We start from the raw sequence: 19,484 nt of genomic DNA on the forward strand, positions 1-19,484 counted from the left end.
TTAGCTATCCTGCGGGTTGCTGTTCCGGGTCTGGACGACGTGCTCGGAGGTGCCCGTCTCCATGGGCTTTACGGTCATGCCGGGTCGGACTTTCTGGATACCGGCGACGATCACGCGAACGCCGTCCTCGAGACCGGACTCGACCAGCCAGTTGCCGTCGATGGCGCGGCCCAGCTCTACGGTGCGCTTTTCCACCTTGTTGTCGGCAGTGACGACCAGCACGCTGGCGCCGCCGTTGGGGGTGCGGGTGACACCGGCCTGAGGCACCAGCATGCCTTCGGGGCGCTTGCCTTCGGTCAGTTGGCCGCGCACGAACATGCCCGGCAGCAGCAGCAGGTCGGGATTGGGCACTTCGGCGCGCAGGTTTACCATGCCGGTGCTTTCGTCGACGGTGACGTCCGAGAACTGCAGCGTTCCGGGGGCGTCGTAGCGGGTGCCATCCTCGAGCTGCAGGTGAATCCGGGCGCTTTCGCCCGGGCCCGCGACCAGGCTGCCGTCGGCAAAGGCGCGCTTGAGACGCAGCAGCTCGCTGGTGGACTGACGCATGTCGACGTACAGCGGGTCGAGTTGCTGGATAGTGGTCAGCGGCGCCGCCTGCTCGGCGGTGACCAGGGCGCCTTCGGTGACGCCGGACTTGCCGATGCGGCCGTCGATCGGTGCCTTGACCTCGGTATAGGCAAGATCGATGCGGGCACGCTCCAGTGCGGCCCGGGCCGCGGCGACTTCAGCCTGTGCCTGCTTCCAGGCGGCATGGGCGTCGTCCTGGTCCTGGCGGCTTACCGCCTGTCGCTTGGCCAGTTCCGTATAACGGTCGGCTTTCAGGCGGGCGCTGCGTTCCGCCGCCTGCGCCTTGGCCAGGGAGGCTTCGGCACTGGCGACCTCAGCCTTGTAGATGACCGGGTCGATACGGTACAGCACCTGGCCGGTCTTGACGTCCGAGCCTTCCTCGAAGAGGCGCTCAAGAACGATCCCGGTCACCTGGGGCCGCACTTCGGCAATACGGTGCGCCGCGGTACGCCCGGTGAGCTCGGTTCGCAGGTCAACCGCGCGGCTGTGCACCGTCAGAACATCGACTTCGGGTGCCGGAGCGGCGTGCCCGGCGGTTGCGGTCGGAGCCGAAGTATCACAGCCGGCGAGCAGCAGGCCGGCCACCAGGGCAGCGGAAAGCGATCTAACGAGTGACGTGTGCAGCATGGGAAACTCTTTGAAGTTGGCTCTGTGCGATGCGGTCAGTCCCTGACGAGTGAGCCGCTGGAATTCTAGTCTGTTGTCTATCTTACATACAAACGCGTATGTATGTAAGATAGACGGGCTTGAACTTTAGAATAATTACAGAAGCCGGAGTTACCCCTTGGCCCGTCGTACCAAAGAAGAAGCACTGGAAACCCGAAACTGCCTGCTGGACACGGCGCTGCACCTGTTCTGTGTCAGGGGAATCGTCAACACCACCCTGACCGATATCGCCAGCGAGGCCGGGCTGACCCGTGGCGCCGTTTACTGGCACTTCAAGAACAAGGCCGATATCTTCGCGGCGTTGTGGGCGCGCCTGCGGGAGCCGCTGGATGAGCTGGCCACCATCAGCGAAAGCCCCAGTCAGCCGTACCCGCTGGAACGTTTGCGCGAATTTCTGGTGGCGGTACTGCGTACCATCGTGTTCCAGCCCGAGCACCAGCAGATATTCCGGCTGCTGATCAAAAGGTCCGAACTGGACGGTGAGTTGCAGGGTATCGGTGAGCAGTTGAAGGAAGCCCATGCGGCGTTTCGCGCCCGGATCGAACGCATCCTCTCCAATGCTCTCAATCGCGGCCAGCTTCCCGAGGGCTACCCGCTTGAACTTGGGGCCTTTCTGGTTCATTCGGCACTGGATGGCGTCGTGCTCAACTGGCTCGAGGACGGTCGCAACCGGGATCTGGCGGCCGAGGCGCCGCAAATCGTCGATGCGCTGCTTGTCATGGCACTCCGGGGGCTGTCGACGTCGACATTGCGGGCGGGGTAGGCGGACCGCGCGAACGTGATGCATCGTTGCCGAATCAAAGGGCACGCAGAGTCCAAATGGGACTTGTTCGCAGGTTCCATAATTTATGGCCGATTATAACCGTGAATTATGTCGCTGATACTGCCGTGCCCGACCGGGAATAAATAAGGTGCTGCTTTAATTGATTGTTCGTTCTATTATTTGCGCATGTTTTTGATCGAACGCTTAAAATAATGAGTGTATTCATTCACTGTTTTTCTAATTAGCACTTCCGGTTTTTTCATATCATTTCCGTTAATTCCGCTTTTGTAATTAACCTTGAATTAATAGGGTTTTATAGCGCTTGTTAGCTCGATATTCAGGGGCTAGTATCGGGTGAAAATCTGCTTTTGATATGGATGTTAAAGCTTGCGCTTGTGGCATGGAGGAAAGGTATGCCCGTGTTAATCAAAGTGTCATCCCACGGTGATCTGTCGAACCAGAAGGAAGTGATTCGAAATGCAGATGTTATCGAGTTGACCGAAGCGGGCGATATAACGCTCGATATAGCACCCGATCAGATTGCCTCCTTGTCCCGCAGCGAAGATGACCTGATAATCGAATTGCTGACGGGTGAAACCATCACCTTGGGGAATTTCTTTCTCTACGAATCCGAAAGTCATCTCTATCTGCAGGGTGCCGATTTTGACGGGGAAATATGGCTGGCCGATATCGCAGCCGATCCCGTGCCTGGGCCGTTGCCGGTTGCTTTTAACGCCGTTGCCGATACCTTCGAGGAGCTCGATGGCGGTATGTTCCTTGCCGGTGCAATGGGTGCCGGTCTGGCTGCGCTGGCGGCCAGCGGTGCCAGTGGGGGTGGCGGCTCATCGTCCGGATCCCGCGACGAAACAGCCGAAAACGACGAGCCATCGGACGACAGCGACACAGTCGGCGACGGGGAAGTCGATGACGGGGAAGGCTTGGATACGCTGGCGCCGTCGGTTGGGCTGGATCCCGTTGTCACCAACGATGAAACACCTGCGCTCGGCGGTACCGTCGATGACCCGGATGCCACTGTGGTGGTTACCGTGGACGGCAAGGACTACGAGGCCGTCAACAACGGCGACGGCACCTGGTCGCTGCCGGACGGGGCCCTGGACCCGCTGCCGGAAGGGGATAACGAAATCAGTGTCACGGCGACGGATGGTGCGGGAAACAGTTCGACCGAGACGGAAACCGTAACCGTTGACCAGACCGCCCCCGAGGTGACCTTCGACACTGAAGTCACCAACGACGACACGCCGGCGTTGAGCGGTACCGTCGATGACCCGGATGCCACCGTGGTGGTTACCGTGGACGGCAAGGACTACGAGGCCGTCAATAACGGGGACGGCACCTGGAGCCTGCCGGACGGCGCCCTGGACCCGTTGGCGGAAGGGAACAACGATATCACCGTGACAGCGACGGATGCTGTAGGAAACGAAACCGTTGTCACCGGCACCCTGACAGTCGATACCACGGCGCCGGCGGCGCCGACAATCAATCCGACCGACGGCACTCTGCTGGCCGGCAGCGCCGAGGCGGGCAGCCGCGTCGACATTGACGTCGACGGCGACGGCAGTCCCGACTACAGCGTTATGGCCGACAGTGCCGGCAACTGGTCCGTCGATCTCGACCCCGACCTCGCGGACGGCACCGAGGTCACGGCCACCGCGACCGATGCCGCGGGCAATGAAAGCCCCGAGGCGAGCGCGACCGTCGATATGTCCACGCCCGATATCACCCCCCCGGCGGCCCCGACCATCGGCGGCGCCCTCGATGATGTCGGGACGATCACCGGCTCGCTTTCCAGCGGCGACAGTACCGACGACACCACCCCGACGCTGAGCGGCACCGCCGAGGCGAACAGCACCGTCACGATCTTCCAGGACGGCGGCGAGATCGGCGCAGTTGTCGCCGATGGCAGCGGCAACTGGAGCTATACGCCGGCGGCACTGACCGATGGCAGCTACAGCTTTACGGCCACAGCGACCGATGCCGCCGGCAATGAAAGTGGCCTCAGTGCCGCCTTCGAGCTGAACGTCGACACCAGCGCCCCCGCGGCGCCGACGATCAATCCGACCGACGGCACCCTGCTGGCCGGCAGCGCGGAGGCGGGCAGTACCGTCGAGATAGACGTCGACGGCGACGGCAGTCCCGACTACAGCGTCATGGCCGATAGCGCCGGTAACTGGTCGGTCGACCTCGATCCGGATCTCGCGGACGGCACCGAGGTCACGGCCACGGCAACCGATGCCGCGGGCAATGTCAGCCCCGAGTCGAGCGCGACCGTCGATATGTCCACGCCCGATATCACCCCCCCGGCGGCCCCGACCATCGGCGGCGCCCTCGATGATGTCGGGACGATCACCGGCTCGCTTTCCAGCGGCGACAGTACCGACGACACCACCCCGACGCTGAGCGGCACCGCCGAGGCGAACAGCACCGTCACGATCTTCCAGGACGGCAGCGAGATCGGTACCGCCACAGCGGACGGCAGCGGGAACTGGAGTTTTACGCCGGCGGCGCTGGCTGATGGTTCCTACAGCTATACGGTCACCGCGACCGATGCCGCGGGTAACGAGAGCGGTACCAGCCCGGCCTTCGAGCTGACCATCGACACCACGGCGCCGACTACCGGCGACGGCAGCAACAGCATCGCCTTCGACGACGGTGGCGACGAGCTGCTGAGCGCCACCGAGGCGGGCAGCGTTACCCTGAGCGGTGTCATCGAAGCTGGCGCCACGGTGGACGGCATCAGCATCAGCGACGGTGTCACCACGCTGAACGTCGCCGCGGGTGACATCAGCGTCGACGGCAGCGGCAACGTCTCGGTCGCCGGGCAGGATCTCTCGGGTCTGGCCAACGGCACCCTGACGGTGACGATGACGGTCAGCGATGCCGCCGGCAACAGCGGGGATATCACCGATACCACCACCCTCGATACCACCGGTCCCGCCACCGGCGACGGCAGCAACGCCATTGCCTTCGACGACGGCGGCGACGAGCTGCTGAGCGCGGCGGAAGCCTCCAGCGTGACGCTGAGCGGCACCGTCGAGTCCGGCGCCACGGTGGACGGCATCGCCATCAGCGACGGTGTCACCACCCTCAACGTCGCCGCGGGCGATATCAGCGTCGACGGCAGCGGCAACGTCTCGGTCGCCGGGCAGGATCTCTCAGGTCTGGCCGATGGCACCCTGACGGTGACGATGACGGTCAGCGACGCGGCCGGCAACAGCGGGGATATCACCGATACCACGACGCTGGATACCACCGCACCGGCTGCACCGGTTATCGATCCCACAGATGGCACAGTCATTACCGGTACGGCCGAAGCCAACAGTACGGTGAATATCGATGTCGGCGACGATGGCAGCATCGATTACACGGTGGTGGCCGATGGCAGCGGCAACTGGTCCGTGGATGCCGATCCGGATATCGCTGACGCAACAGTGATTACGGCGACTGCAACCGATGCGGCGGGCAATGTCAGTCCGGAAGGCAGCGTTACGGTCGATGCCGGCCTTGTCGATGTCACCCCGCCGGCACAGCCTGTGATCAGCCATGCCGGGGATGACGTCGCCCCGCTGACCGACGATCTGGCCTCGGGCGACAGCACCAACGACACGACGCCGACCCTGGTGGGTACCGCCGAAGCGGGCAGTACCGTCGAAATTTTCCAGGACGGCGGCAGCGTCGCGACGGTCACCGCCGACGGCAGCGGAAACTGGAGCTACACCTCAGCGGCGCTGGCCGACGCGACCTACGAGTTCACCGTGACGGCGGAGGATGCCGCCGGCAACACCAGTGTGCTCAGCGCGCCGTTCGAGCTGACCATCGACACCACGGCGCCGGCGGCGCCGACAATCGTCAGCGCCGCCGACGATGTCGGAGCCCTGACCGATCCGCTATCCAGCGGTGACAGCACCGACGATACCACCCCGACCCTGACCGGCACCTCCGAAGCGAACAGCACCGTCACGATCTTCCAGGACGGTTCCGAGATCGGCACCGCCACGGCCGACGGCAGCGGTGACTGGACCTTCACGCCGGCGATGCTGGCCGACGGCAGCTACAGCTTTACCGCGACGGCGACCGACGCGGCGGGTAACGACAGTGCGCTCAGCGCCGCCTTTGCGCTGACGATCGATACCGCAATAGACGCGGATGCCGACGGCAGTACCGTCAGCATCGACAGCATCACGGTTGATGACGGCGTGGACAATGCCGACTTCATCACCTCCGATACCAGTCTGCTGATCAACGGCACCCTGGACCTGGACGATGGCACCAGCCTGAGCGTCGAGTTCGACGGCACCACCTATACAGCCGCCGACAGCGAGCTCAGTGTCGACGGCAGCGGCAACTGGACGCTGGATCTGACGGCATCGCCCCTGGCCGAGGGTTCCTATAGCGCTACCGCGACGGCAACCGATGCGGCCGGCAATTCGGTGAGCGATTCCAAAAGTGTGGTGGTGCAGGCGAATGCCGCTCCGGTCGTGACCGCCAGCAGCTCAACCCTGCTCGGGCTTGTGGGTGCCGATGCGCTCGACCTCATCGATCTTAGTACCCAGGCCCTGACCGCCTTCGATCGGGATGGGAATCTGGAGCAGGTGGAAATTGTTTACAACCCACTGCTGGCGGTACTCAACAACGGCTGGAGCTATTCCGCTGATCTTGCGGACGAGCTGGGTATCAGTGTCAATGTCGTCACCAATACCGTCCTTATCACGGGGCTGGTCACCGATTCGACGCTGACGATCACCGCCGCGGGCGGAGGCGTTATCGACAACCTCGCAATAAACGAGCTGCTGGCCTCGGTAACGCTCGATAGCGCCGTGCTCAATGCCGACCTGCTCGCCGCAATCACCATCACCGCGACCGACAGCGACGGCCTTAGCGACTCGGCCGGTGCGGGCAGCTTGGCGGACGCCAACGTGCTGGATACCGGGGATGACGCCCTGATAGAGGGCACGCCCGGGAATGGTGATGAAACCCTTGATGGCACCTCGGCCAGCGACCGCCTGTACGGCTACGATGGCAACGATACCCTCAACGGCAACGGCGGTGACGACCTGCTGCGTGGGGGGGCCGGCGACGACGTCCTCAACGGCGACGGCGGGGACGATCTGCTGATTTACGACGGCCTTGGCAGTGACACCTTCAACGGTGGCGACGGCGAAGACGTGCTGCTGCTGACCGGCGATGGCATTGTACTCGACTTCGTCGATTCAGCCTCCGGCGACTACATCGATCCGACCCGGGTCAACGATATCGAACAGATCTCGCTTGGCGGCAGCGGTGCCAACGACCTGATACTGGACGAGGATGCCATCGTGGCGCTGACCGACGCCGATGACCTGCTTTACGTGACGGGCGACCAGGGCGACAGCGTGCAGCTCGACGGCGCGGTACAGACCGGCACCGGTACCACGGCGGGGGGCAATGACTATGTCGAGTACCAGCTCGGTGTCGCCATCGTTCAGGTCGACGACGACCTGACCGTGATCGGAGCCGTCTGACGGAGCGGGAACGGGGCCGGGACCGGCCCCGTTGTGGAGCTCGCTGCCTGAGCACGAGCGTTGCCGGTGTATTGTTCGTCCAGGGAGCATGAGCGCCTATGGAAGCCAGATTCAGTCCTTCGCTAAGGCCTATCGAGCCGGTCGCCGGGCAGGCCGGTGGCGATGACCCTCTGCTTGCCGCCGTCCGTTGCCTGCTGGCGCGGTACGATCTTCACCTCGACGAGGCGCGGCTCCGTTATGGCGCCGCGCTGGAACAGGGCCCTGTGCGCTGGGAGCAGCTGCCCGGGCTGCTGGCGCATCATCGGGTTGCTGCCCGCTTGCTTGACGCCGAGCCCGGGCAGCTCGGCGAGACGCTGTTGCCCTGCCTGATCGATACCCATGACGGCCAGCCGCTGGTGCTGCTGGCCATCGACGGGCAGGAAAGCAGGTTGCTGAGCCCCGTGACCGGCGGTGAGCTGCGGATGCCGCTGGAGCAGCTGCGGTCGTTGCAGCGCGGGCGGGTGCTGGTGGCTCATCCTGCCGGTCAGGACGACTGGCGCGCAGCCGGTTATGCCCGCGCGGCCTCTGGGCACTGGTTTCGTGATCTGGTGGGGAGGCAGTGGCGTCGCTTCGCCGAGGTGGCGCTGGCGTCCTTGCTGGCGGCGCTGCTGGCGGTGGCATCGGCGCTGTTCGTGATGCAGGTCTATGACCGGGTGCTGCCGACCCGGGCCGACGGCACGCTCTGGGCGCTGGCGCTGGGGGTATTCATCGCCATCGGGCTTGAGTTCCTGTTGCGCGCTTTGCGCTCGGTCGTAATCGAGCAGGGTGGCAAGCGGCTGGATCTTGCGCTGTCCCGCAGTCTGTTTCAGCAGGCTATCAGTCTTCGGCTCGCTTCGCGGCCCGGCTCCACGGGAGCCTTCGCCAGCCAGATGCGCGACTTCGAAATCGTGCGTGAGTTCTTTACCGCCAGTACCCTGGGCGCCTGCGGCGACCTTCCCTTCAGTCTGCTGTTTCTGTGTCTGATCGCCTTTATCGGCGGCCCCGTGGCGCTGGTGCCACTGGCGGCGATTGTGCTGATCGTGCTGCCGAGCCTGCTGTGCCAGCCGCTGATTGCTCGTCTGGCGCGCGAGGGTATGCGTGAGGCGGCGGTGCGCAACGCCCTGTTGCTGGAGTCGGTGGACCATCTGGAAACGTTGAAAACCAACCGCGGCGAGGGCCGGGCACTGGCGACCTGGCAGCGGCTCAGCGCATCGCAAAGCGCCCGGGGACTGAGATCACGCAATCTCAATGCCTGGATCGCGAGCTGGACGACGGCGGCGATGCAGCTGGCCTATGTCGCCAGCGTTATTGCCGGGGTATACCTGGTGTTCGCCGGTGAACTGACCGCTGGCGCGCTGATCGCCTGTTCGCTGCTGACATCGAGGGCGCTGGCGCCTTTTGCGCAGGTCTCGCAGCTGCTGGCGCGCTGGCAGCAGGTGAGGGTTGCGTTCGAGGGGCTGGACGAGCTGATGCAGCGTCCCGTCGAGCGCCCCGAGGGGCGGCGCTTCGCGCGTCTGGCAAGTGTCGACGGCCACTATCGGCTGGAGTCGGTCTGCTGGCGATACGATGCGCAATCCGTGCCGGTGCTGGCGCTGGACCGGCTGGAAATCAGGCCGGGACAACGCTGGGTACTGCTGGGCGGCAACGGCTCGGGCAAGTCGACGCTGCTGCGGTTGCTGGCCGGGCTGTTCGATCCGGCATCGGGCAGCCTGCGGCTGGACGATCGCGAGCTGGCTCAGGTGGATCCGGTCGACCGGCGTCGGCATATCGGCTACATGCCGCAGGATATCGCGCTCTTCCAGGGCACGCTTCGCGACAACCTGTTGCTCGGTGGTGGCGATAGCGGTGACGACCGTCTGGTCGCGGCGCTGGACATGGCCGGGCTCGGCGATTTCGTGCGCCGCCATCCGCTGGGGCTGGATCTGCCCATCGCCGGCAACCAGAGCCTGTCGGGCGGGCAGCGGCAGTCCGTCGGTCTGGCGCGCCTGATCTTGCAGGACCCGCCGGTGGTGCTGATGGATGAACCCACCGCGGCGCTGGATCAGAACACCGAAAACCGGGTGATACGCACTCTGGAGCCCTGGCTTGAGGGCAGGACCCTGGTACTGGCGACCCACAAGCGGGCGTTGTTGGCCTGGGCGGAGTACGCTCTGGTGCTGCAGCAGGGGCAGCGGGCCCTGGATGGCCCCTTGCAGGAGGTGCTGAGCGCAACGGCCAGCGCCGCCCGTCGTGACGGTGCGCGGCAGGAGGCGACCACCGCATGAGTAAGGGTATCGATACGCGGGCGCTGCGGCGCCAGTTGGGGGATCCCGAGGTCTCGCTCGACAGCGCCTGGACCCGGCCTCTGCTCTGGGCCTGCATGCTCAGCGTCTTTTGCCTGCTGGCCTGGGCCGCCTGGGCCCGGGTCGACGAAGTCGCCCGCGGCCAGGGCACGGTGATTCCGACCAGCCGGCAGCAGTCGGTGCAGAGTCTCGAAGGCGGTATCGTGGCGGATATCCTGGTGCAGGAAGGGCAGGTGGTGGAGGCGGGCGAACCGCTTGTGTTGCTCGACCAGACCCGCTTTCACAGCGTCGTTCAGGAGTCCCGCATCAAGCAGCGCGAGCTGAAAGCGGCGATTGCGCGGCTCGAGGCGGAAGTTTTCGACGAGGCGCAGATCGCCTTTCCCGAGGGGCTGGAACAGGAATGGCCGGAGATCGAAAGTGAGCGCCGCCTGTTCGAGGCGCGGCGCACGCGGTTGCAGTCGGCGCTGGGCTCGATTCGTGAAGAGCTGGCCGCGGCGACGCGGCAGGTTGAGGTCGTCGAGGCGCTGGTGAGAAAAAAGGCGGTCAGTGAAATGGAGCTGCTCAAGCTGCGCCGCGAAGTGGCGTCGATGAAGGGCCGTCTGGCGGAACTCAGGAACAGCTTCATGCAGGACGCCTATGCGGAGCTGGTGGCCAGCAGGGCGGAACTTGCGGTACTGGAACAGACGCTGGTTCAGCAGCAGGATCAGCTGGCCCGCACGCGCCTGCTGTCGCCGGTAAAGGGGGTGGTCAACAATATCGCGATCACCACCCGTGGCGGCGTGGTCGCGCCGGGTGAGGAAATCATGCAGATCACGCCGCTGGATGATCAATTATTGATCGAGACCCGGGTGCTGCCGCAGGATGTCGCCTTTATCGCGCCGCAGATGTCGGCGGCGGTGAAAATCAGCGCCTATGACTACTCCGTTTATGGCTGGCTGGAGGGGAAAGTGGTGCAGATTAGTTCCGATACTCTGGAAGAAAGCACGCCCAGAGGCGAGGAGGCCTTTTACCGGGTTCTGGTCAAAACGGACAAAAACTCGCTGCAGCATGGCGGTCAGTCATTACCGATCAAGCCGGGGATGATCGCCGTGGTCGATATTCGCACCCGCGAGCGCTCCGTGCTCAGTTATCTGGTTCGCCCGCTGTCGCGGCTGGAATTCAACTGAAGAGAGCAGACGGGAAAAGGCGCTTACAAGGTCAGGCGCCGATGCTATAGTTGTCTGCCTTTTCATATGTTTTCCCGGTAATTCGACGGGGTTGTAGCGGGTGCTTCTTATTCGCATGCTGCCTGGTCCCGTCGCGTGGCTATTATTTTTTTTTGAAGCGTTTGCCGGCATGGATTATCAAACAGGATTGGTTTTGATGTTTAAAAGAGGTGGGGTTTTCCTTTCCGTTTTATTGGTCTCGGGTTGCAGCTCTCTGGGCTATCAGAATGATGCCGGGAAGGCGTTTGCACCGCAGAAGCGCAGCAGCGAAACCCTGGATACAGCAACAGCCCCCGACCTGCAGCCCACCGTTGCTGCACCCGCATACCGGGGGACACTCGACGGTGCCGACCTGACGGCGGGTGTCGAGCCGGGTCAGTGCTGGGTCTACGCCCAGGTCAAGCCAAGGCCGCTGCGTGAAAGTGTCGAGGTGCTGGTCCAGGACTCCGCCAGCCGGATCACGGTGACGCCGGCCGAGCTGGAGCGAGGCCTCAAGACGGTGGTGACCCGCGAGGGAACCACCACCTACCGGATCCTTCCGGCCAAATACCGACAGGTGGTCGAGGACGTGGTAGTGAGACCGGAAGTCATCCGCTATGAAGTGGAGCCTGCGGTCTACGAGGAAAAGGATGTCACCGTCGTGGTCGAGGAGGCGCGGGCAACCATGGAGCCCTGCCAGAGCGCCGGCACGCGTTTTTCCCGTGGTACTGGCGCCATGGCGTTCTGTACCGGCGAGATTCCGCAGCAGACGCGAACTTTCAAGCGGCGTGAACTGGTGAAGCCGGAAGCGACCCGTGTGATTATCGAACCGGCCCAGACCCGGCAGGTGGCGCGCTGGGTCGTGGCCGAGCCGGCCCGGGCGGTACCGGTCGTCGTCGACGCCGAGACCGACAGCGTCGAAGTCCAGAACCTGGTGCGGGCCGAGACCGTGGATATGGAGCGGATACCGGCGGTAACCGAGGCCCTCACCGTTACCCGCTACGAAGGCCAGCCACGCATCGTCTCGCGTCGGGCCGTCTGTGATGATCAGCTGAGCGAAACCTTCGTCAGGCGCCTGCAGACGCGGCTGCTCGACAGCGGTTTCCATCCCGGCCGGATCGACGGCCTCGTCGGCACCCGCACTGTGGACGCGCTGAGCGCTTACCAGGTCGAGAACGGTCTGGCCGTCGGGGCACTGACGTACGAAAGCCTCGAGCACCTGGGGATCGTACTGGACTGACAGGGGCAACGGATTCTGCATGGCTTACGCAACGGATGCATCTGAGCGCAAAACCGCAGGCAAACGCACGCTGACCGCCGGACTGCTGGCGTTGCTGCTGATCGCGCCGCAGGCCCAGGCGGCGTTCCGACTGGTCGTAGGTGCCGAACAGCATCTGCGTTTCGAAGGTGACCTGCAGCGGGTCGAGATCTCGGATCCTGCGGTCCTCGGCGCGACGGCGCAGGGTGCGGAACTGGAACTGCAGTCGCTCGCGCCCGGACTGGCGCGGGTGTCTTTCGTGCTGGCGGGCGATCCCGCGGTCCGCAGCTTCGAGGTGGTGGTGTCTGCGGCCGGGGAGTCAGCGGACATCGAAGCCGTCGCGCCGCGGACACTGCAGGCTCCCGGGGCTGCGGCGGATACGCCGGCTCCGGCACCGTCCCCTCTGCTGGCGTCCGATGTACACCAGTCCAGGCCCGTCGACCGGCCCGAACCACAGCCGCCGGCCCGGATGGAGACCCGGCTCTGGCCCGAGCCTGTGCAGGAGGGGGCATCGGCTGCGCCAGTGCCTGTTGCCGGCGTCCGGCCCGGCCCTGCTGTGAAGTCTCCGGCCGCGGGGCAGGGACTGCCGGGAGCGGTGGCCCTCAGTATCGCACGGCACCCGGAAATGGCGGCGCGGCGTTATGCCTACGAGCGTGCGCAAACGGAAGTTGCCATTGCCCGGGACGGCTACCTGCCGGCGCTGGAGCTGTCGCTGGGGCAGGACGACAGTTTTTCCGGCGGCGAAGCCGGTTTCGATATTCTGGTCTCGCAGATGCTTTACGACTGGGGGCTCGTCGGCAGTGACGTCGATGCGGCGAAGGCGCGGCAGCGGCAGAAGAACGCCGAGATTCTGGTGGCCCGCAACGATATCGCGCTCGACGTCGCCGGGGTCTATCTCGACGTGCTCTATGCCCGCCAGCGGGTCGAGGCCGTGGAGGCGCTCAAGCGGCGTCTCGGTGAGCTCGACGTGCTGGTTACGCAGCGGGCGCTGGGCGGCTACTCGGACAGCAGCGAACGGGATCGCATGACGCAGGCGAAGGCATTCGCCGACGAGCAGCTCGATCTGCGGCGGGGGGAGCTGGCGCGGGCACGCCGCGACTATCGTTTGCTGGTGGGCACGGAGGCGGGTTCCCTGCCGACGCCGCCCTACCGCAGCAGCGAATACCTGTTCGATTCGGACGCCGCACTCGAGCGCCTTATCGAACGCTCGCCGGTCTACCTCGGGGCTGTCGAGGAGGTGCTGGCGGCCCAGGCCGAGGTCGAGGGCGCCAGCGCGGCGCTCAAGCCCCGGCTGGTGCTGGAAGGCAGCAGCTATCGGCGCCAGGATGGCGGCGATATCGAGGAAGATGCCTATTTCGCACTGCGCGCGCGCATGAACTTTCAGGGGCTCTCGGAATTCCGGCGCGTCAGCGCCGAAACCCAGGGGCTGGAAGCCGCGCGTTTCCAGCAGGCTTCGGCCCGGCGCGACCTGCGTCGCCAGGTACAGGGCTATCTCGAGGAGGAACGTGCGCTGGCGCGGGCGCTGCCGGCGATCGAAACCCAGCTGCGGGAGGTCGGTTCGGTTCGTGAGGCCTACCTGGAGCAGTTTACCGCCGGGTATCGTGATATCGAGGATCTGATCAATATCGAGCGGGAAGGCTTCAACATCGCCCTGCAGTCGCTCGACACGACCTCAAGACTGTATCGTCTGACCTACAGGCTATCGGCGGAGCTCGGTGTGCTCGAAGCCTTTATCGCCGCGGCGGCCGGGGATCCGGTGAAAAAACGCGCAGCATCGGCGCTTTGATTGTTAAACGACCGCGGATCGGGGAAAATAGGCGCCATTCCCGACCATTGTCACGGAGACGCAGCCCCCGAGCACCGCTCGCGGTGGCCCGGGCTGCGCCGTTCCGCGACCGATCAGAAGATTTTCATCAATGTCCAATGCCGCTATTCAGCGCGAAGTCTCGAAACGCCGGACTTTCGCCATCATTTCCCACCCCGACGCCGGTAAGACCACCATTACCGAAAAGCTGCTGCTGCTCGGTCAGCTGATCCAGACCGCCGGTACCGTCAAGGGCAAGAAGAGCGACCGCCACGCCACGTCCGACTGGATGAGCATGGAGCAGGAGCGCGGTATCTCCATCACCTCGTCGGTGATGCAGTTTCCGTACAACGGCCGTACCGTCAACCTGCTCGATACGCCGGGGCACGAGGACTTCTCCGAGGATACCTACCGCACTTTGACGGCGGTCGACTCGGCGCTGATGGTGGTGGACGGCGCCAAGGGTGTCGAGGACCGGACCATCAAGCTGATGGAGGTCTGCCGTCTGCGCGACACGCCGATCTTCTCCTTCGTCAACAAGCTCGACCGCGATATCCGCGATCCCATCGAACTGCTCGACGAGATCGAGGAGGTGCTGAACATCGAGGCGGCGCCGATCAACTGGCCGATCGGTATGGGCAAGCAGTTCAAGGGTGTCTACAACCTCTACAACGACGAGATCCACGTTTTCCAGCCCGGCAAAAACGCGGTGCTGTCCGAGGACATCCGCATCAAGGGCATCGACTCCGACGAGGCCAGGGAGCTGCTCGCAGACGAGTACGACGACTTCGTCGAGGAGATGGAGCTGGTGCGAGGCGCCACCCATCAGTGGGATCAGGAAGCCTTCATGGCCGGCAGGCTGACCCCGGTCTACTTCGGTACTGCGCTGGCGAACTTCGGTGTGCGCGAGATGCTCAACGACTTCGTCGAATGGGCACCGGCGCCCATTGCACGCCAGACCGACCAGCGCCCGGTGGCCGCCGACGAAGAAGCCTTCAGCGGTTTCGTGTTCAAGATTCAGGCGAACATGGATCCCAAGCACCGCGACCGCATAGCCTTCATGCGCATCTGCTCGGGCCGATACGAGCGCGGCATGAAAATGCGCCACACCCGCATCGGCAAGGACGTCAAGATCGCCGATGCGGTGACCTTCCTGGCCGGTGACCGCGAGAACGTCGAGGAAGCCTGGTCCGGCGATATCATCGGTCTCCACAACCACGGCACCATCCAGATCGGCGATACCTTCACCGCCGGCGAGTCGATGAAGTTCACCGGCATTCCGCACTTCGCGCCGGAGATGTTCCGTCGCGTGCGGCCCAAGGACCCGCTGAAAATGAAGCAGCTGCAGAAAGGACTGCAGCAGCTGTCGGAGGAGGGGGCGGTGCAGCTGTTCCAGCCGCTCAAGAACAACGACCTGGTGCTCGGTGCTGTCGGTCAGCTGCAGTTCGACGTCGTCGTCTACCGCCTCAAGGACGAATACAAGGTGGATTGCGTCTACGAGGGCGTCACCGTGCAGACCGCGCGCTGGGTCGAGTGCAGCGATAACAAGATGCTCGAGGACTTCCGCCGCAAGGCCTACGACAACCTCGCCATCGACGGCGGCGGCCTGCTGACCTACCTGGCGCCGACCCGCGTCAACCTGAGCCTGACCGAGGAGCGCTGGCCGGACGTTGCCTTCCGCGCCACGCGGGAGCATTGATTTTTGGGTGACAGGTGACAGGTGACAGGTGACGGGTGACGGGTAGGATGGGACAAGCGATGCATCCGCACCAGCCCCACCGACGTCTCGCGGCTCGGGCATCGCGGCCCCATCATATCGATCGCATTACAGATCGATTGGTCTCGGTTGGCACTGTCTTACCTCGAACCTCCCCCTGTTGGGAATACTTGAATTTGCTCCTGCAATTCAAGTATTCCCGCCGTCCCTGGCGGTCACGCGGCCAGCATTTGCTCCTGCAATGCTGGCATTCCCACGGGGCGGCCTCCCACAGTCCATTGTGGTCGCTTCGCCGCTAGACCCAACCTACAAAGCTGTCACCTGTCACCTGTCACCCGTCACCCGCGTCACCCGCGTCACCCGTCACCCGTCACCTTCCGTGCTAGTCTCTGGATGTTATCCACCACGGTCGCGTTAAAGCCCATGAATGCCATCCCGTCGCTCTTCGACAGCCACTGCCATCTCGATTTTCCGGCCTTCGACGGCTGGCGCGATACCGCGCTGGCCGAAGCCCGGGCTGCCGGCGTCACGGAAATTCTGGTGCCGGGCGTGACCGCTGAGCACTGGGAACGCGTCGAGCGGCTCTGCGCAAGCGACCCGCGGCTTTATCCGGCGCTGGGGCTGCATCCCTGTTTTCTGTCCGAGCACCGCCCCGAACATCTCGAGCAACTGGCGACGCGGCTGGCCGCAGGCACGGCGCGGGCGGTGGGTGAAATCGGGCTGGATTACTTCATCGACAACGCCGATCGCGATCAGCAGCAGTTCTACCTTGAGGCGCAGCTCGATCTGGCCGCGCGTCATGACCTGCCGGTGCTGCTGCACGTGCGCAAGGCGCACGATCAGATGCTCAAGGCGCTGCGTCGGGCGAAACTGCGAAGGGCGGGTATCGTGCACGCGTTTTCCGGCAGCGAGCAGCAGGCGCAGCAGTATATCGAACTCGGCTTCAAACTGGGGTTCGGTGGCGCCATCAGCTATGACCGTGCGACCAAACTGCGTCGTCTGGCGTCGGCTTTACCGCTCGATGCACTGGTGCTGGAAACCGATGCGCCGGACATGCCGCTGGCTGGCTGGCGCGATGAACCGAACCGCCCGCAGCGGGTGAGGGATACCTTCGACGTACTCTGTGCGCTGCGAGCGGAGCCACCCGGAGAGATCGCGCGCCGCACCACCGCGAACGTTCATCGGCTGCTGGCTATCTGAGACGCCCGTAGCCGCGTACCCAAACTTACGGGCACTTCCCCGCGGCGAAGGGTTCCGTACCGCTCGGATGTTCGCGCCGGGGCGGCGCTCCTACGGGTGTCCGGCGGCGCACCATGGCTTCGACGCGCGCATTCGCTGTACGGCGTCGCTCCCGGATTTCAGTTGCCGACGTCCTCGTACAGCCAGGCGTGCATATCGTCGAGGGTGTCCCAGGCGATGTTGGTTTTGTCGTTGACCGGCAGGGTGTAATAGCGGGAGCTGCCGTCGACCGGCTGGCCGCGGTAGCTTTCGTCGGCCGGGCTCAGCAGGATTCTGGCCAGGCTGAGCGGGTAGTTCGGGCCCTGAATCTGACGCCCGTACGCTTCCTCGATCGGGTCGGCCTTGGTGATCGCGGATGCGACCAGCGACAACTCCAGGCAGTGATTGCTGGTGCCGCGGCACAGCAGCAGGTAGCGGGTGTCGAGGGTGTAGTAATCCTCGTTCTTGAGGTTAGGTGTACCGCAGCCGGCCAGACCGATGGCGGCGGCGACACCGAGGGCGGCCAGTTTCGCAGGGCGTCCGGGCGTCATCAGCACATGTCCTTGTAGGGGTTGTCATCACTCAGCTTGACCGCCTGTGGATAACCCGGCAGGCGGATCTCGTCGGCACTGATCTGCAGGTCGCTGCCCTCGAGTACCGAGTAGTCGTAGCGGTAAATCGGCCGCGTCAGTCCGTTGCTGTTGTCGTCGTCGTAGGCCGCGGCTCTTTCGATAACGCCTGCCTGGCGCGTGCGCCACGCCTTCATTGCCTCGGCGCCGTGGCGGCGTGTCAGCAGCTGTTCGGTTATCTGCGGAGACAGCAGCGGCGCACTGGCATTGTTGCCGCCAAAACCCTTGGAATTGAGCAGCACGGCGTCGATCTGGTCGCTGCCGACCTCGATATGGTCGAGCGCGAAGCGCAGGTTGCTCTGATGAACGTCCCCGGCGACTTCCCTGGTGTTCAGGATGCCCGGGATATAGCCGTACTGCCAGGTGCCGAGCGAGATGGTCAGCTGGTCCCCGGCGGCGGTGCCCTGGGAGTGACCGAGCTGGGCCTTGATGGCCGCCACCGGCCAGGACGGGATATCGAAGGCGCGGGCGATCTCGTTGATGACGTGCGATTCGGTGACCCGGTTCTGCGGCGTGCTGGTACCGTGCGCCTGGACGAAGCTGCGATGGCGCAGGGCGTTGTCGCCGAGCATCGAGCGCACCAGGCCCGCGGCTTTGCCAAGGCAGAGATAGTTGCCGATGCCGGGTGCCGAAATCGACTTCTTGTGGCCGTCGGCGTTGACGAAAACGTCGGGTACCGCGCCGAAGATCTGGGCGCCGAGTTCCAGCGCCAGATCGTCGCTCATCAGCATCACGAACTGGCTCGACTCGCCGATGGTGAAGCCGCAGTTCTCGCCGAACGGGCGGCAGGCCCGGCGGTAGTCGTCGTCGCCAAGCTCGGCGAGACCGTCCAGTGCCCGCAGGTCCTTGTCTTCCGCCAGCGCGCCCATGGAACGGAAACCCTCGATGACCTCGGGGGTGACCGGCGCGTCGCTGCCGCCGACCAGTACCACCTTGCGCAGGCCGGAACGGATATCGTTGACGGCGTTGCGCAGGTTGTAGAGGAAGGTGGCGCAGGCGCCCAGCGAGCCGCCGGTGACGCCGACGTTGCCGAGAATGTAGGCGTTGACGAAGTCGGCCGGCATCTGGGCATAGCCCAGCGGCATCTGCTTGGACGTGGTGCGCTTGCCCAGTGCCGGAAATTTGGTCAGGCCGCCGAAGCCGAAGTCGTCAAGCTGGCCGATGGAATTGCTGGCATAGACGCCGACCTGGTCGGGCCGCACCCGTTCGAGAACGGTTTCGAACGGAATGCCGCTGGAGTAGAGTGCGTCCGATGCGGCGTAAACGGTCATCTGCAGGTTGCGCGGATGGTTGCGGGACTGGTAGAGCTCGCCGGGGGCGAAACCTGTGGGCAGCATGCCGGCGGACTGAACCAGCGCGTCCTTGATGTCCGGGAAGATGACGTCGCAGGGGCCAGCCACGCTGATCTCGAGCTGGTTGGCCGAAAGCTCGCGTATTTCCCAGTTGTCGGGAATCTGGTGCGGCATCTGGCGACGTCGCAGCGTGAAGCGCAGTGTGCCGTCAGGGCCTTCGACTTCCGCGGGGCGGTTGAACATCACCGCGTGGACATCGAACCAGTTCGGATGAATGCGACGCACCAGGGTGTTGTCGAGCACCTGCCGGGCGACCTGTTCCAGCAGACCTTCGAGCGGCAAGCGCTCGCCGGCCGCGGTCAGGTAATTTCCGTCCTCGAAGCTGGCGAGCTTCATCAGCGTGGCCAGGCTCAGCAGCGTTTTGCGGCGGCTGTCTGCGTCGAGCCGGTCGATGATCAGGCGGCGATAGGCGTGGTGTGACGAGGCTCTACCGGCCGGATTGATTCCGCCAAAACCGACAATGACTGGCAGCTGAGACAATGGGCACTCCTCGGATGGAACGGACAC

General features: G+C 64.4%; 11 protein-coding genes. 8 read left to right on the forward strand and 3 right to left on the reverse strand.

Annotated features, from left to right (window positions below):
* Positions 1-1,194: an efflux RND transporter periplasmic adaptor subunit gene (locus IEX85_RS05740; RefSeq protein ID WP_188859303.1), complete on the reverse strand. Its 1,194-nt coding sequence runs from the start codon at positions 1,192-1,194 to the stop codon at positions 1-3.
* Positions 1,195-1,351: 157 nt separating this feature from the next.
* On the opposite strand from IEX85_RS05740, the gene IEX85_RS05745 reads away from it, so the two are divergent.
* The 8 genes from IEX85_RS05745 (at position 1,352) to IEX85_RS05780 (ending at position 16,978) form a co-directional block, all read left to right on the forward strand.
* Positions 1,352-1,996, forward strand: a complete 645-nt coding sequence (locus IEX85_RS05745) for a TetR family transcriptional regulator (RefSeq protein ID WP_188859305.1) — start codon at positions 1,352-1,354, stop codon at positions 1,994-1,996.
* A 413-nt stretch (positions 1,997-2,409) separates the two neighbouring features.
* Positions 2,410-7,515 (forward strand): Ig-like domain-containing protein, encoded by a 5,106-nt coding sequence (locus tag IEX85_RS24125; RefSeq protein ID WP_188859313.1) that lies wholly within the window; start codon positions 2,410-2,412, stop codon positions 7,513-7,515.
* A gap of 98 nt (positions 7,516-7,613) precedes the next feature.
* The gene (locus IEX85_RS05755; protein WP_188859315.1) at positions 7,614-9,797 is read left to right on the forward strand and encodes a type I secretion system permease/ATPase; all 2,184 of its coding nucleotides are present in this window, start codon (positions 7,614-7,616) and stop codon (positions 9,795-9,797) included.
* Positions 9,794-10,981: a beta-barrel domain-containing protein gene (locus IEX85_RS05760; protein ID WP_188859318.1), complete on the forward strand. Its 1,188-nt coding sequence runs from the start codon at positions 9,794-9,796 to the stop codon at positions 10,979-10,981. Before IEX85_RS05755 ends, IEX85_RS05760 begins: the two co-directional genes overlap by 4 nt.
* A 196-nt stretch (positions 10,982-11,177) precedes the next feature.
* On the forward strand, positions 11,178-12,239 hold the full coding sequence (locus tag IEX85_RS05765) for a peptidoglycan-binding domain-containing protein (RefSeq protein ID WP_188859325.1): 1,062 nt from the start codon (positions 11,178-11,180) through the stop codon (positions 12,237-12,239).
* A gap of 19 nt (positions 12,240-12,258) precedes the next feature.
* Complete coding sequence (locus IEX85_RS05770) at positions 12,259-14,043, forward strand: TolC family protein (RefSeq protein ID WP_188859327.1); 1,785 nt, start codon at positions 12,259-12,261, stop codon at positions 14,041-14,043.
* 130 nt (positions 14,044-14,173) lie between these two features.
* On the forward strand, positions 14,174-15,760 hold the full coding sequence (locus tag IEX85_RS05775; protein ID WP_188859329.1) for a peptide chain release factor 3: 1,587 nt from the start codon (positions 14,174-14,176) through the stop codon (positions 15,758-15,760).
* Between the two features lie 441 nt (positions 15,761-16,201).
* Positions 16,202-16,978, forward strand: a complete 777-nt coding sequence (locus tag IEX85_RS05780; RefSeq protein ID WP_188859331.1) for a TatD family hydrolase — start codon at positions 16,202-16,204, stop codon at positions 16,976-16,978.
* 158 nt (positions 16,979-17,136) lie between these two features.
* Here the strand turns inward: IEX85_RS05780 and IEX85_RS05785 are convergent, their stop codons facing one another.
* Positions 17,137-17,547: a hypothetical protein gene (locus tag IEX85_RS05785; RefSeq protein WP_188859333.1), complete on the reverse strand. Its 411-nt coding sequence runs from the start codon at positions 17,545-17,547 to the stop codon at positions 17,137-17,139.
* A complete protein-coding gene (locus IEX85_RS05790) occupies positions 17,547-19,457 on the reverse strand; it encodes a beta-ketoacyl synthase (RefSeq protein ID WP_188859335.1) in 1,911 nt (636 codons plus the stop codon). The genes IEX85_RS05785 and IEX85_RS05790 overlap by 1 nt, the downstream gene beginning before the upstream one ends.
* Positions 19,458-19,484 lie beyond the last annotated feature (27 nt).

Origin of the sequence: Marinobacterium nitratireducens (genome assembly GCF_014645375.1) — a bacterium.
GTDB classification, from domain to species: domain Bacteria; phylum Pseudomonadota; class Gammaproteobacteria; order Pseudomonadales; family Balneatricaceae; genus Marinobacterium_A; species Marinobacterium_A nitratireducens.

What these genes read in the sequence shown, in the direction of transcription:
- IEX85_RS05740 (WP_188859303.1), bottom strand. Translation starts at nt 1,194, where the DNA reads ATGCTGCACACGTCACTCGTTAGATCGCTTTCCGCTGCCCTGGTGGCC.
- IEX85_RS24125 (WP_188859313.1), top strand. Translation starts at nt 2,410, where the DNA reads ATGCCCGTGTTAATCAAAGTGTCATCCCACGGTGATCTGTCGAACCAG.
- IEX85_RS05755 (WP_188859315.1), top strand. Translation starts at nt 7,614, where the DNA reads ATGGAAGCCAGATTCAGTCCTTCGCTAAGGCCTATCGAGCCGGTCGCC.
- IEX85_RS05760 (WP_188859318.1), top strand. Translation starts at nt 9,794, where the DNA reads ATGAGTAAGGGTATCGATACGCGGGCGCTGCGGCGCCAGTTGGGGGAT.
- IEX85_RS05765 (WP_188859325.1), top strand. Translation starts at nt 11,178, where the DNA reads ATGTTTAAAAGAGGTGGGGTTTTCCTTTCCGTTTTATTGGTCTCGGGT.
- IEX85_RS05770 (WP_188859327.1), top strand. Translation starts at nt 12,259, where the DNA reads ATGGCTTACGCAACGGATGCATCTGAGCGCAAAACCGCAGGCAAACGC.
- IEX85_RS05775 (WP_188859329.1), top strand. Translation starts at nt 14,174, where the DNA reads ATGTCCAATGCCGCTATTCAGCGCGAAGTCTCGAAACGCCGGACTTTC.
- IEX85_RS05780 (WP_188859331.1), top strand. Translation starts at nt 16,202, where the DNA reads ATGAATGCCATCCCGTCGCTCTTCGACAGCCACTGCCATCTCGATTTT.
- IEX85_RS05785 (WP_188859333.1), bottom strand. Translation starts at nt 17,547, where the DNA reads ATGACGCCCGGACGCCCTGCGAAACTGGCCGCCCTCGGTGTCGCCGCC.